This window comes from Streptomyces coeruleoprunus (genome assembly GCF_039542925.1).
Lineage (GTDB): Bacteria > Actinomycetota > Actinomycetes > Streptomycetales > Streptomycetaceae > Streptomyces > Streptomyces coeruleoprunus.
Window position 1 is genome coordinate 2,974,083 of sequence record NZ_BAABIT010000001.1, and the last position, 13,232, is coordinate 2,987,314.

Annotated in this window: 11 protein-coding genes; 5 read left to right on the forward strand and 6 right to left on the reverse strand. The window is 72.3% G+C overall.

Features of this window, described 5'->3' with window-relative positions:
- Window positions 1-14 precede the first annotated feature (14 nt).
- Window positions 15-467 (forward strand): VOC family protein, encoded by a 453-nt coding sequence (locus ABEB09_RS12930; RefSeq protein WP_345690036.1) that lies wholly within the window; start codon window positions 15-17, stop codon window positions 465-467.
- A 53-nt stretch (window positions 468-520) separates the two neighbouring features.
- Here ABEB09_RS12930 and ABEB09_RS12935 read toward each other — a convergent pair whose 3' ends face one another.
- Together ABEB09_RS12935 and ABEB09_RS12940 are read right to left on the reverse strand one after the other, a co-directional pair.
- Complete coding sequence (locus ABEB09_RS12935; protein ID WP_345690037.1) at window positions 521-757, reverse strand: hypothetical protein; 237 nt, start codon at window positions 755-757, stop codon at window positions 521-523.
- 2 nt (window positions 758-759) lie between these two features.
- Window positions 760-906: a hypothetical protein gene (locus tag ABEB09_RS12940; RefSeq protein WP_345690038.1), complete on the reverse strand. Its 147-nt coding sequence runs from the start codon at window positions 904-906 to the stop codon at window positions 760-762.
- A gap of 315 nt (window positions 907-1,221) precedes the next feature.
- Here ABEB09_RS12940 and ABEB09_RS12945 point away from each other — a divergent pair, with 315 nt between their 5' ends.
- Entirely contained in the window at window positions 1,222-2,574 is a 1,353-nt protein-coding gene (locus tag ABEB09_RS12945; protein WP_345690039.1) for a M28 family metallopeptidase, read from the forward strand.
- A gap of 91 nt (window positions 2,575-2,665) precedes the next feature.
- On the opposite strand, the gene ABEB09_RS12950 is transcribed toward ABEB09_RS12945, so the two are convergent.
- Together ABEB09_RS12950 and ABEB09_RS12955 are read right to left on the reverse strand one after the other, a co-directional pair.
- The gene (locus tag ABEB09_RS12950; protein ID WP_345690040.1) at window positions 2,666-3,937 is read right to left on the reverse strand and encodes a LolA family protein; all 1,272 of its coding nucleotides are present in this window, start codon (window positions 3,935-3,937) and stop codon (window positions 2,666-2,668) included.
- A gap of 132 nt (window positions 3,938-4,069) precedes the next feature.
- Window positions 4,070-5,080, reverse strand: a complete 1,011-nt coding sequence (locus ABEB09_RS12955; protein ID WP_345690041.1) for a polyprenyl synthetase family protein — start codon at window positions 5,078-5,080, stop codon at window positions 4,070-4,072.
- Window positions 5,081-5,334: 254 nt separating this feature from the next.
- Between ABEB09_RS12955 and ABEB09_RS12960 the strand changes: the two genes are divergently transcribed.
- From ABEB09_RS12960 to ABEB09_RS12970, 3 genes are all read left to right on the forward strand, one after another.
- A complete protein-coding gene (locus ABEB09_RS12960) occupies window positions 5,335-7,287 on the forward strand; it encodes a CocE/NonD family hydrolase (RefSeq protein WP_345690042.1) in 1,953 nt (650 codons plus the stop codon).
- Between the two features lie 38 nt (window positions 7,288-7,325).
- Window positions 7,326-8,561, forward strand: a complete 1,236-nt coding sequence (gene fahA / locus ABEB09_RS12965) for a fumarylacetoacetase (protein ID WP_345690043.1) — start codon at window positions 7,326-7,328, stop codon at window positions 8,559-8,561.
- Between the two features lie 622 nt (window positions 8,562-9,183).
- A complete protein-coding gene (locus ABEB09_RS12970) occupies window positions 9,184-9,954 on the forward strand; it encodes a hypothetical protein (RefSeq protein ID WP_345690044.1) in 771 nt (256 codons plus the stop codon).
- 60 nt (window positions 9,955-10,014) lie between these two features.
- Here ABEB09_RS12970 and nuoN read toward each other — a convergent pair whose 3' ends face one another.
- Together nuoN and ABEB09_RS12980 are read right to left on the reverse strand one after the other, a co-directional pair.
- On the reverse strand, window positions 10,015-11,664 hold the full coding sequence (nuoN, locus tag ABEB09_RS12975) for an NADH-quinone oxidoreductase subunit NuoN (RefSeq protein ID WP_345690045.1): 1,650 nt from the start codon (window positions 11,662-11,664) through the stop codon (window positions 10,015-10,017).
- Window positions 11,661-13,232: an NADH-quinone oxidoreductase subunit M gene (locus ABEB09_RS12980; protein ID WP_345690046.1), complete on the reverse strand. Its 1,572-nt coding sequence runs from the start codon at window positions 13,230-13,232 to the stop codon at window positions 11,661-11,663. Before ABEB09_RS12980 ends, nuoN begins: the two co-directional genes overlap by 4 nt.

Here is a 13,232-nt window from a genome sequence, read left to right on the forward strand (position 1 = left end):
CATAGGAACGGTCCATGACGACGCTCCACTGGAAACTCGTGATCGACGCCGCCGACCCGCACGCCCAGGCGGACTTCTGGGCGCAGGCGCTGGGCTACCTGGTCGAGGACAACAGCATGCTGATCGAGCGGCTGCTCGGTGCGGGGCACCTGCCGGCCGATCTGACCGTCGAGGCACACGGCCGCCGCGCCTTTCGGGATCTGGTCGCCGTCCGGCATCCGGACGACCCGTACGAGGAGGAGACCGGCACCGGCCTCGGCCGGCGGCTGCTCTTCCAGCGCGTGCCGGAGCCGAAGACCGTGAAGAACCGCCTCCACCTCGACGTGCACGCCGCCCCGGGACGGCGGGAGGCCGAAGTCGTACGCCTGGAGGGGCTGGGCGCGTCCGTGCTGCGGCACGTCAAGGAGCCCGGCGGCGAGTGGACCGTCATGGCCGACCCCGAGGGCAACGAGTTCTGCGTGCAGTAGCCCCGCAGGCGCCGGGCCCTCGCACCCCGTGGCCCTCAGGCCTCGTCGTCCCCTCAGGCCTCGTCGTCGTCCGCGTCCCAGCGGAAGCCGGCGAGGCCGACGTCGTCCGGGTCCCGCCCCCGCGCGGACCCGCCCGGTGCCGGGCCCGAGGGCCGGACCATCCGGAACCACAGGCTGAGGGCGCCGATCAGGACCGTGATCACGGCGAGCAGGAAGAACAGCAGCCGCACGGCCACGTGCATGAACCCGACCAGCAGGGCGTCCAGGATGAGCAGGGGGTCGAAGTGCACGGCTACCTCCTCCTGCCCAGATAGACGATCAGGCCCAGCACACCGAGCAGGCCGAGCGTGGCGACCAGCACGTCGACCGTGCCCAGGGCCACCAGCCGGTTCCACACCCCGGCGGGTTCCTCCACGGTGCCGTGCCCCAGTGACCACATGCCGTCAGCATGCCCGCCGGACCGGCCGCCGGGTACGGCCGTACCCGAAGAGCCACGCGGCATGGACCATTCCGCGATCTCCCGTCCGACGGCATTCCGATATCCGAACACCAGTGACCGGATTCTGCCCTTGACGGTAGGTCAATTGAGGCTCACGATTCACGACGCACACGTCACGCACCATCAGCTCCACCGCGTCACCTGCTCAACGCACCTCCAGCTCAACGCACCACCAGCTCCAACGCCCCGCCGCACCGCCGCCGCGGGGCGCTCGCACGTTCCGTCCCATCCCCGTACGGAATTCGGAGCCCCCACATGAGCCTCTCCGCCTCCGGCATATCCAGACGCGGCGCCGCAACGGCCGCCGCACTCGCCGTCGCCGGGCTGCTGGCCACCACGGCCACCGCGGCCCCCGCCGCCCTCGCGGCGGCCCCGACGGCCGGCACCACCACCTCGACGGTGGCCGCCGCGCCCGACATACCGGTCGCCAACGTCAAGGCGCACCTCACCCAGCTCCAGTCGATCGCCTCCGCCAACGGCGGCAACCGGGCCCACGGCCGTCCCGGCTACAAGGCGTCCATCGACTACGTGAAGGCCAAGCTGGACGCCGCCGGATTCACCACCGCCGTCCAGCAGTTCACCTACAACGGCACCACCGGCTACAACCTCGTCGCGGACTGGCCCGGCGGTGACACCAACCAGGTGCTGATGGCCGGCGCCCACCTGGACTCGGTCTCCTCCGGGCCCGGTATCAACGACAACGGCTCCGGCTCGGCGGCCGTCCTGGAGACCGCGCTCGCGGTCTCACGGGCCGGCTTCAAGCCCGCCAAGCACCTGCGGTTCGCCTGGTGGGGCGCCGAGGAGCTGGGCCTGGTCGGCTCCCGCCACTACGTGGCCAACCTGCCGACCGCCGACCGCGCCAAGGTCTCGGGCTATCTGAACTTCGACATGATCGGCTCGCCGAACCCCGGCTACTTCGTCTACGACGACGACCCGGTCATCGAGAAGACGTTCAAGGACTACTTCGCCGGCATCGGCGTCGCCACCGAGATCGAGACCGAGGGCGACGGGCGCTCCGACCACGCGTCCTTCAAGAACGCCGGCATCCCGGTCGGCGGGCTGTTCACCGGCGCCAGCCGCACCAAGACCGCCGCCCAGGCGCAGAAGTGGGGCGGCACGGCGGGCCAGGCCTTCGACCGCTGCTACCACTCGTCCTGCGACACGACGTCGAACATCAACGACACCGCGCTCGACCGGAACAGCGACGCCCTCGCCCACGGCATCTGGACGCTGTCGGCCGGGACGACCGAGCCGCCGACGGGCGACACGTACCAGAACACCACCGACGTCACGATCCCCGACAACGGGTCGGCCGTCACATCGTCGGTCTCCGTCACCGGCCGCACGGGCAACGCCCCGGCGACCCTGAAGGTCGGCGTCGACATCGTCCACACCTGGCGCGGTGACCTGGTAGTCGACCTGATCGCGCCGGACGGCACGGCGTACCGGCTGAAGAACTCCAGCGGCAGTGACTCCGCGGACAACGTCCTGGAGACGTACACCGTGGACGCGTCCAGCGAGGCCGCCAACGGCACCTGGCAGCTGCGTGTCCAGGACGTGGCCCAGTACGACACGGGTTACATCAACAGCTTCAGCCTGACCTTCTGAGGCGCGGGCGTGGACAGGACGTGACGAGGACGGCCCCCTCGGAGCAGGAGCTCCGAGGGGGCCGTCCCACGACCTGTCAGGTCGAACGGGCCTACTTGGCGGCCTTGTTGGCCGCGTCCAGCAGCGCCTTCTCCGTGACCGCGCCGACGTAGACCTTGCCGTCGTCCGTCATCAGGGCGTTGACCAGGCGGGTCTTGAAGACCGTGCCCGAGCCGAACGTGCCGGTCACCTTGTCGCCCAGGGAGTCCAGGAACTTCTGGGCGTCGGCCGGCATCTCCTCCTCGCCCTTCGCGGGCGCCTTGCCGGACGGCGTGCCGGGCGCCGTGCCCGGCTCCCCCGCGCCGCCGAGCTCGACGACGGTGGTCCAGCCCTCGCCGATGACGTTCAGCCCGGGGAAGCCCTCCATGGCGTCGAGGTCCTCCAGGCCCTCGGGCGCCTTCGGTCCCTTCAGGTCCTCGCCCTCGGGGCCCTTCGGGCTCGCGTGGGGGCCGCCGAGGCCGTCCGGCCCGTCCTCCTCCGTCACCTTCGCGCCCTTCGGCGGGGTGAAGTCGAAGGTGGACGCGGCCGGCTTCGCGAAGTCCACCTTCGTGAAGCCCGCGTCGACGACCGCCTTCCCGCCCGAGCTGGGCGTGAGCGTGAACTTCAGCGGTACGCCGTTCTGCGCGTCGACCGCGACCTTGATCGAACCGATCGTCGAACCGCTCTGCTTGGGCTTGATGACCAACTGGTAGGCGTCCCGGCCGGCCACCCGCGCCGTGCCGTCGACGGTCACCGACGTCGTCGGGTCGACCGCCTTCAGGGCCTGTGCGGCGAAGTCCTTCGGCAGGGCCGGGATGTCGTCCGGGCCCTCGGCGCCGGGGCCGCCGTCGGCGTCCTTCGAGTGGACGACCTCGCCCGCCTTGCTGTCGTACGTCCAGGCGTCCTTGCCGTTGTGGATCACGCTGAACTCGTCGCTGCCGTCGACGACCGTCAGCCGCTGCTTGTCGGGGCCGTCGGCCGCGACCCGCAGGGTGTGCGTACCCGACGCCAGCTCCATCAGCTTCTGCTCGGCGGACGCGGCGGCGTCCGAGCCGCCGTCCCCGCCGGCACCGCCGGCCAGGTCGGACAGCCCCGCCAGCGACGGCAGTCCGAGGTCCGTGCTGACCTTCAGGGTGCCGGACATCTGCTCGACGTCCGACGCGGCCATCTTCTCGATGAGCTGCTGCGCGGTGATCTTCGGCAGGTCGGGGTCACCGGACGCCGCGAGCGCCGGGACGAGCCCGATGGTCGCCGCCGCCACTCCGGCCACCGCGACCGGGACCGCGTACCGCGCCGCCCTGCCGCGAACCGGCCGCTCGGTCTGTGCGCTGTCGTTCGGTGCCATGTCTGAGCTACCTCCGTGGTGTGGTGGCATCAATCTGACCAAACCCGCACCCACGGGGGCGTCAGTCCACGGCATCAACTCCGCGTACCTCTCAGGGATGACCCGGCATCAGGGTCTCCCCGATGCGGCATGTCACCCGGCGCGGTGAACCACCAGGTCGCACAGCTCCTCCAGGGCCGCCCTGGCGTACCCCTCGGGCAGCGGCGCCAGCATGGCGCGCGCCTCCTGCGCGTACCGCACGGTGTCCCGGCGGGCCAGCTCCAGCGCCGGGTGGGCGCGCAGCCGGCGCAGCGCCTCCGCGTGCCGCTCGTCGTCCGTGAGGTCGCCGTCCAGCAGCTCCAGGAGCGCCAGGTCCTCGGCTCTGCCGTGCTGCCGGGCAAGCGCGCGCAGGTGCAGGACCGGCAGCGTGGCGATGCCCTCGCGCAGGTCTGTGCCGGGCGTCTTGCCCGACTCGTGCGAGTCGGAGGCGATGTCGAGGACGTCGTCGGCGAGCTGGAAGGCCACGCCCAGCCGCTCGCCGTACTGCGTGAGGACGTCCACGACGCGCTCGTCGGCGCCGGACATCATCGCGCCGAAGCGGCCCGAGACGGCGACCAGCGAGCCGGTCTTGCCGGCGATGACGTCCAGGTAGTGCTCGACCGGGTCGCGGCCGTCGCCGGGGCCCGCGGTCTCCAGGATCTGGCCGGTGACCAGGCGCTCGAAGGCCTCGGCCTGGATCCGCACCGCCTCGGGGCCGAGATCCGCCAGGATGTGTGAGGCGCGGGCGAAGAGGAAGTCACCCGTGAGGACGGCCACCGAGTTGCCCCAGCGGGCGTTGGCGCTGGGCACCCCGCGCCGGACGTCCGCCTCGTCCATGACGTCGTCGTGGTACAGCGTGGCCAGGTGGGTCAGCTCCACGACCACGGCCGAGGGCACGACGCCCGGGGCGTGCGGGTCGCCGAACTGCGCGGAGAGCATCACCAGGAGCGGGCGGAACCGCTTGCCGCCCGCGCGCACCAGGTGCTGGGCGGCCTCCGTGATGAACGGCACATCGCTCTTGGTGGCATCGAGGAGCCCAGCCTCGACCGCCGCCAGTCCGGTCTGGACATCGGCTTCGAGAGCCTGGTCCCGCACGCTCAGCCCGAACGGCCCGACTGCGGTCACGAGGGGATCTCCTGTCTGCTGACGATCACACGGATTGTCGATGTGTCGCTGGATTCACTCAAGTCAGCGTATCCGGTCCCGTTTGGATCGCCGTGGGCGCCTTCCCGCCACCCCCGGTATGTTCGTGATCAGCGCATACGAACAGATTTGGGGCTTTTATTCCGCCTGCCGCGACCGTAGGAGACGGCCGGAAGAGTACGCCCCGCGGAGGGGCCCGTTGACCGGGCCCCTCCGGGGCCGCCGAGGAGGTTCCGATGCAGGTCCGCGGCTCCTTCCCGTACGCGACGGACCACGAGGACGTGCGCGTCCCGCTGCCCGGCGGCACCCTGCTGTACGCGCGGATCTGGCGCCCGCTGACCGGCGACCCGGTCCCCGCGCTCCTGGAGTACGGCCCCGGCCGGCTCACCGACGGGACGGCGCCGCGCGACGCCCAGCGCCACCCCTGGTACGCCGGCCACGGCTACGCCTCGGTACGGGTGGACCCGCGCGGCCTCGGCAACAGCGAGGGCGTGCCGCCGGCAGACGGGGACGACGACGTGGCCGACGCCGTGGCGGTGGTCGAGTGGCTGGCGGCGCGGCCCTGGTGCGACGGGCGGGTGGGCCTGTTCGGGCTCGGCCGCGGCGGCTCCACGGCGCTGCGGGCCGCCGCGCTCGCCCCGGAGCCGCCGCCCGCGCTGGCGGCCGTCGTCGCCGTGTGCGCCTCGGACGGCCTGGACGGCGACCCCGACGACGGCGGCTTCGACGTCCCCGTCGCCCGGCACACGGCCCTGCTCGTGGAGCGCGCCGAGCCGCCGGACCCGCGGTACGCGGGGGACGCCTGGTTCGACCTGTGGACCGCCCGGCTGGAGGCCTTGGACCCGCGGCCGCCCGCGCCCGGGCCCGTGCAGGCCGGGGCCCCGGTACCGCTGGACCACGCGGCGGTGCGGGTCCCGGTGCTGGCCGTCGGCGGCTGGTGCGACCCGTACCGCGACACCGTGCTGCGCCTGGCCGCGCACGCGCCGCGCGACCGGGTCCGCGGCCTGCTCGGCCCCTGGCCGCACCGCTACCCGGACCGGGGCGAGCCGCCGGGACCGCCCATCGGGTTCCTGCAGGAGACGCTGCGCTGGTGGGACCACCACCTGCGGGGCGCGGCGAACGGCGTCATGGACGAGCCGCCGCTGCGCGCGTGGATCAGCGGGCGGGCGCCCGGCGACGAGTGGACCGCGGAGGACGCCTGGCCGTCGCCGGACGTCACCGACGTCACGTACGCCCTGCGGGGCTCGCCCGTGCTCGTGCGCTCACCGCTGCACACCGGGCTGGACGCCGGGCGCCCCGTACCGCTCGGCGGGGACGCCGACCTGCCGCCCGACCAGCGCGCCGAGGACGCCCAGGGAGCCTGCTTCGACTTCCCGGTCCCGGACGACGGCCCCCCGGTGGAGATCCTCGGCCGGCCGCTGGTCCGCCTCGCCCTGCGCTCCGGCGCACCGGCCGGGCACGTCGTCGCCCGGCTGTGCGACGTCGCCCCGGACGGCGCGTCGACGCTGGTCACCCGGGGGGTGCTGCGCCATCGCGGCGGGGAGGGCGGGCCGTACGTGTGCCGGCTGGCGGCGGCGGGGCACGCGTTCCGGCCGGGGCACCGGATCCGGCTGGCGCTCTCCTCGGCGTACTGGCCGTGGGTGTGGCCGAGGCCGGACGCGGAGGCCGGATTCGTCCTGGAACGGGCCGGAAGTTCCCTGGAGCTGCCCGTCCGCGCTGCCCTTTCCGTCCCCGGCGCCCCCGGCGCCCCGGGGACCTCACGCACTGTCGTGGCGTTCGAGGAGCCGGAGCAGGCGGAGCCGCTGGGCGTCAACGTCCCCGCGACGCTGGACGGGCAGCGGCCCGCGCTGCGCGTCGTCCACGACGTCGCCGAGGGCGCGTGGCGGCTGGAGGCCGACCCGTGCAGCGACGAGCACGGCCCCGTCCGGGTCCACCCCGACGGGCTGGAGTACGGCAAGGAGGCCACGGAGACGTACACCATCGACGCCTCGGGCCCGCTGTCCGCCCGGGTGGGCGTCGAGTGGCGGATCAGGTTGCACCGCCCCGACGAGCTGTGGGACGCGACCGTCGCCGTCCGCTCGGAGACCGGCTGCGACAGCGGCTCGTTCCTCACGTCCACCGAGGTCGTGTGCGGGGTGGGTGACGAGGTCGTCTTCCACCGCACCTGGGAGAAGCGCCTTCCACGGCCGTAACGTGTCCCCCACACACGTGGAAAGCGAGGCAAGCACCGATGCCCGAGCAGTCCGAGCAGAGCCCGCTCGACCTGGCCGAAGGCGACCCCTTCGGACCGCACAACCTGCCGTACGGCGTGTTCTCGACCGCCGGCGAACCCGGCCGCCGCCGGCTCGGCGTACGGATCGGCGACCATGTGCTGGACGCCGGCGCCGCCGCGCACGCCCTGGGCTCCCCGTACGCGAACCTCCTCGCGCAGCCCAGCCTCAACCCGCTGCTGGCCGCGGGCCGCACGGCCTGGCGCGATGTGCGCAGGGCGCTCACCGCATGGGTCACGTCACCGGCGCACCGCCCCGACATCGAGCCGCTGCTGCACCCGCTCGACGCGGTCACGCTGCACCTGCCGTACGAGGTCGCGGACTACGTCGACTTCTACGCGAGCGAGCACCACGCGTCCAACGTGGGCCGGATGTTCCGCCCGGACGGGGAGCCGCTGACGCCCAACTGGAAGCACCTCCCGATCGGTTACCACGGCCGCTCCGGCACGGTCGTCGTCTCCGGCACGGACATCGTGCGGCCGTCCGGGCAGCGCAAGGCGCCCACCGACCCGGCGCCGGTGTTCGGGCCCTCGGTGAAGCTGGACATCGAGGCGGAGGTCGGCTTCCTCGTCGGCACCCCGTCCGCGCTGGGCCGCCCCGTCGCACTCGGGGACTTCCGGGAGCACGTCTTCGGCCTCTCGCTGCTCAACGACTGGTCGGCGCGCGACATCCAGGCGTGGGAGTACGTGCCGCTGGGCCCGTTCCTCGGCAAGTCCTTCGCCACGTCGGTGTCGGCGTGGGTGACCCCGCTGGAGGCGCTCGACGCGGCCCGCGTGGCCCCGCCGGCCCGCGACTTCGACCTGCTGCCGTACCTGGACGACTCGGGCGAGGAGGAGCCGGGCGGCTTCGACCTGCGCATCACCGTCCGGATCAACGGCGAGGTGGTCGCCGAGCCGCCGTTCTCGACCATGTACTGGACGGCGGCCCAGCAGCTCGCGCACATGACGGTCAACGGCGCCTCGCTGCGCACCGGCGACCTGTACGGCTCCGGCACGGTCAGCGGGCCCGAGGTGCACCAGCGCGGCTCGCTGCTGGAGCTGACGTGGAACGGGCGGGACGCGCTCGAACTGACCTCGGGCAAGCGGACCTTCCTGGAGGACGGCGACGAGGTCACCCTCACGGCCTGGGCCCCGGGCCCGGACGGCACGAAGGTCGGCCTCGGCGAGGTAACGGGCCGCATCCGCCCCACCCCCTGAGCCCCACCCGGAGGCCGGCGGCCCCACTGCGGGCCGGCGGCCACCCGGCCGGGGACCGCTGCCGCGCTGCCGGCCGGCGGCCCCCGGCGGACCGTCCCCGCCGCGGGCGGGCGCCGCCGTTCCGCCATGGCTTGCGTCGTGGTTACCGCTGGCGCTGTCGCGCCGTTCCTGCTGTGGGCATGCGTTCCGCCAAGGGCGGAACGGGTGGGCACAGCAGGAACGGCCCCCCGGCCTGAGGGCCCGCCCCTTGCGCGCCACGACGGTGGGTGGGTCCGGTGGCGGCCCGGGGGTCACGTGCTCAGATTGGCTCGCTCGGGCCCATGAGAGCGAAGCGTTGCTGCGCCGCCAATCCTGCGCGCGACCCCCGGTCCACCCCCGTCCCGTTGACGGGCGTCTGACCGCCGGTGGGGGGCGCCGCCCGCCCGTGGGTGGCTCACCGCCGGTGGGGGCGTCCCTCCGATGGACCACTTCCGCGTGTGGTCCGCCGCGCGTCCGCGCATTCTGGCGGAGGCGGTACAGGGGGGAGCGCCCGCCCGGACCGACCTGGCGCCCCCGCGCCCGATGTTCACCGCGTCGCACCCGGACTGCGCTGTCCCGCCCCCACAGACAGCAAGGAGTACGCGTGAACAGCAAGCGACTGACGTCCGCCGTCGGTCTCGCCGCGGCTGCGGCGATTTCCCTCGCCACGGCCCCGGCCTCCGCGGCCGGCGGTGACCACAACCAGCTCGATGCCGCCTACGAGGCGACCGTCAAGTACCAGGACGTCGAGAAGGCCCTCGCCGACGGCTACCGCCCGGAAGGCGGCTGCAAGGAGCTGCCTGGTGAGGGCGGCAAGGGCATCCACTTCGTGAAGCCCGAGCACATCGTGCCCTCGGGGGCGCTCGACCCGACGAAGCCCGCCGCGCTGCTCTACGTGGACGACGACCACGGGAAGGGCGGCAAGGACCACCACGGGGACAAGGACCACCACGGTGGCAAGGACCACGATGGTGGCAAGGACCACCACGGGGGCAAGGACCACCACGGCAAGGACAAGGACAAGGACAAGGACAAGGACAAGGACAAGGACAAGGACCACCACGGCAAGGACCACGATGGTGGCAAGGACCACCACGGGGACAAGGGGGACAAGGGCGGTAAGGACGGCGAGTACAAGAAGAAGAAGCTGGTCGCCGTGGAGTACTGGGCCCTCGACGGTGACCAGGACCCCGGCACGGACGACGACCGTCCGTCGCTGTTCGGCCAGTCCTTCCACGGCCCCTCGGACGGCAACGAGGTCGGCCTGCCGATCCACTACGACCTGCAGGTGTGGCTCTACAAGAAGAACCCGAAGGGTCTCTTCGCACCGTGGAACCCCTGGGTCGAGTGCCCTGACACCGACGCCCAGCCGTGAAAGACGTTCGGCGGGGTGCGTGAACGCACCCCGCCGAACGGCGTCCTCCACCGACGTGGGCTACCGGACGAACACCCCGGCCTGGCCCGCCAGGTCCAGGAAGTACTGCGGCGCCAGCCCCAGCACCAGCGTCACGGCCACGCCGACGCCGATCGTCGTCATCGTCAGCGGCGAGGGAACGGCCACGGTCGGGCCCTCCGGCTTGGGCTCGCTGAAGAACATCAGCACGATGACCCGGATGTAGAAGAAGGCGGCGATCGCCGAGGCGATCACACCGACCACGACCAGCGCCCCGGCCCCGCCCTCGGCGGCCGCCTTGAACACGGCGAACTTCCCGGAGAAGCCGGACGTCAGCGGGATGCCGGCGAAGGCCAGCAGGAACACCGCGAACACCGCGGCCACCAGCGGTGAACGCCGCCCGAGCCCCGCCCACTTGGACAGGTGCGTGGCCTCGCCGCCCGCGTCCCGCACCAGCGTGACGACGGCGAACGCGCCGATCGTCACGAAGGAGTAGGCCGCCAGGTAGAACAGCACCGACGAGATGCCCGACGGCGTGGCCGCGATGACACCGGCGAGGATGAAGCCCGCGTGGGCGATCGACGAGTAGGCCAGCAGCCGCTTGATGTCGGTCTGCGTGATCGCCACGACGGCGCCCGCCAGCATCGTGACGATGGCGACGGCCCACATGATCGGCCGCCAGTCCCAGCGGAGCCCCGGCAGCACCACGTACAGCAGCCGCAGCATCGCGCCGAACGCGGCGACCTTCGTCGCGGCCGCCATGAAGCCGGTGACCGGCGTCGGGGCGCCCTGGTAGACGTCCGGCGTCCACATGTGGAACGGCACCGCGCCCACCTTGAACAGCAGCCCCATCAGCACCATGGCGAAGCCGATGAGCAGCAGCACGTCGTTGCCCATCGTGGCGGCCAGAGCCGGGTCGATCGTGGTCACGGAGCCGTCCACGACGTCCGCGATCCGCGCGTACGACACGGAGCCCGCGTACCCGTACAGCAGGGCCACGCCGAACAGCAGGAACGCCGAGGCGAAGGCGCCGAGCAGGAAGTACTTCACCGCGGCCTCCTGCGACATCAGCCGCTTGCGGCGGGCGACGGCGCACAGCAGGTACAGCGGCAGCGAGAAGACCTCCAGCGCGACGAACAGCGTCAGCAGGTCGTTGGCGGCGGGGAAGACGAGCATGCCCGCGACCGCGAACATCATCAGCGGGAACACCTCGGTGGTGGTGAACCCGGCCTTGACCGCGGCCTTCTCGTGGTCGCTGCCCGGGACGGCGGCGGCCTCCGCGGCGAACGAGTCGACGCGGTGACCGTGGCGGGCCGGGTCGAGGCGCCGCTCGGCGAAGGTGAACACCGCGACGATCGACGCGAGCAGGATCGTGCCCTGGAGGAAGAGCGCGGGCCCGTCGACGGCGATGGCGCCCATCGCGGCGATGCGCGCCTTCGTCGTGCCGTGCCCGCCGGCCGCGAGGCCGACGACCGCGGCGAAGGCGGCGGCGAGCGCCGCCACGCTCAGGAGCACCTGGCTGTGGTACCGGGCCCGGCGTGGTACGGCGGCCTCGACCAGCACGCCCACGATCGCGGCGCCCACCACGATGAGCACGGGGGCGAGCTGGACGTACTCGATCTTCGGCGCCCGGATCGTGCTGAGCGGCTCGGCGGCCGTCGTCCACAGGCTGTGGAAGTCCGTAGTGCTCACTTGGCTGCCTCCACCTCGGGCCGGGGGTCCTTCTGCTGGACGTCGGACATGGTGTGCCGGACCGCCGGGTTGACGATGTCGGTCAGCGGCTTCGGGAAGACGCCGAGGAAGATCAACAGGGCGATGAGCGGGGCCACCACGGCCAGTTCACGGGCCTTGAGGTCGGGCATCGCCCGGACCTCCTCCTTCACCGGGCCCGTCATGGTCCGCTGGTACAGCACCAGCGTGTAGAGCGCGGCCAGCACGATGCCGGTGGTGGCGACGACACCCGCCACCGGATACCGGGCGAACGTGCCGACCAGCACCAGGAACTCACTGACGAACGGCGCCAGACCGGGCAGCGACAGCGTGGCCAGACCGCCCACCAGGAACGTGCCCGCGAGGACCGGGGCGACCTTCTGCACGCCGCCGTAGTCGGCGATGAGCCGCGAGCCGCGCCGCGAGATCAGGAAGCCGGCCACCAGCATCAGCGCGGCCGTCGAGATCCCGTGGTTCACCATGTAGAGCGTGGCGCCGCTCTGGCCCTGGCTGGTCATCGCGAAGATGCCCAGGATGATGAAGCCGAAGTGGGAGATCGACGCGTACGCGATCAGGCGCTTGATGTCCCGCTGGCCGACCGCGAGCAGCGCCCCGTACACGATGCTGATCAGCGCCAGCACCACGATCGCCGGTGTGGCCCACTTCGACGCCTCGGGGAACAGGCCGAGGCAGAAGCGGAGCATCGCGAACGTGCCGACCTTGTCGACCACGGCCGTGATGAGCACCGCCACCGGTGCCGTGGACTCCCCCATCGCGTTGGGCAGCCAGGTGTGCAGCGGCCACAGCGGCGCCTTCACCGCGAACGCGAAGAAGAACCCGAGGAAGAGCAGCCGCTCGGTGTCGGTGGCCATCTCCAGCTCACCGGTGGCCCGCGCGGCGGCGATCTCGGTGAGCGAGAAGTTCCCCGCCACCACGTACAGCCCGATCACCGCGGCCAGCATGATCAGCCCGCCGACCAGGTTGTAGAGCAGGAACTTCACCGCCGCGTAAGAGCGCTGGGCCGCGGCGTGGTCGTCGCTGCCCGCGTGCGCCCGGTCCCCGAAGCCTCCGATGAGGAAGTACATCGGGATGAGCATGGCCTCGAAGAGGATGTAGAAGAGGAAGACGTCGGTGGCCTCGAAGGAGAGGATCACCATCGCCTCGACCATCAGGATCAGCGCGAAGAAGCCCTGAGTGGGCCGCCACCGCTTGGACTGTGTCTCGAAGGGGTCGGCGTCGTGCCAGCCGGCCAGGATGATGAAGGGGATCAGCAGGGCGGTGAGCGCGATGAGCGCCACGCCGATGCCGTCGACGCCCAGCTCGTACCGCACGCCGAAGTCCTTGATCCAGGCATGGGACTCGGTGAGCTGGTAGCGGGTGCCGTCCGGGTCGAAGCGGACCAGGACGGTGGCCGCCAGGACGAGCGTGGCGAGCGAGAACAGCAGCGCCAGCCACTTGGCGGCCGTGCGCCGCGCGGCCGGGACGGCCGCCGTGACGATCGCACCGGCCGCGGGAAGCGCGGCCGTCGCCGTCAGGAGGGGGAAGGACAT

Coding starts and splice junctions, on each gene's coding strand:
- ABEB09_RS12930 (WP_345690036.1), top strand. CDS start 15: ATGACGACGCTCCACTGGAAACTCGTGATCGACGCCGCCGACCCGCAC.
- ABEB09_RS12940 (WP_345690038.1), bottom strand. CDS start 906: ATGTGGTCACTGGGGCACGGCACCGTGGAGGAACCCGCCGGGGTGTGG.
- ABEB09_RS12945 (WP_345690039.1), top strand. CDS start 1,222: ATGAGCCTCTCCGCCTCCGGCATATCCAGACGCGGCGCCGCAACGGCC.
- ABEB09_RS12950 (WP_345690040.1), bottom strand. CDS start 3,937: ATGGCACCGAACGACAGCGCACAGACCGAGCGGCCGGTTCGCGGCAGG.
- ABEB09_RS12960 (WP_345690042.1), top strand. CDS start 5,335: ATGCAGGTCCGCGGCTCCTTCCCGTACGCGACGGACCACGAGGACGTG.
- fahA (WP_345690043.1), top strand. CDS start 7,326: ATGCCCGAGCAGTCCGAGCAGAGCCCGCTCGACCTGGCCGAAGGCGAC.
- ABEB09_RS12980 (WP_345690046.1), bottom strand. CDS start 13,232: ATGTCCTTCCCCCTCCTGACGGCGACGGCCGCGCTTCCCGCGGCCGGT.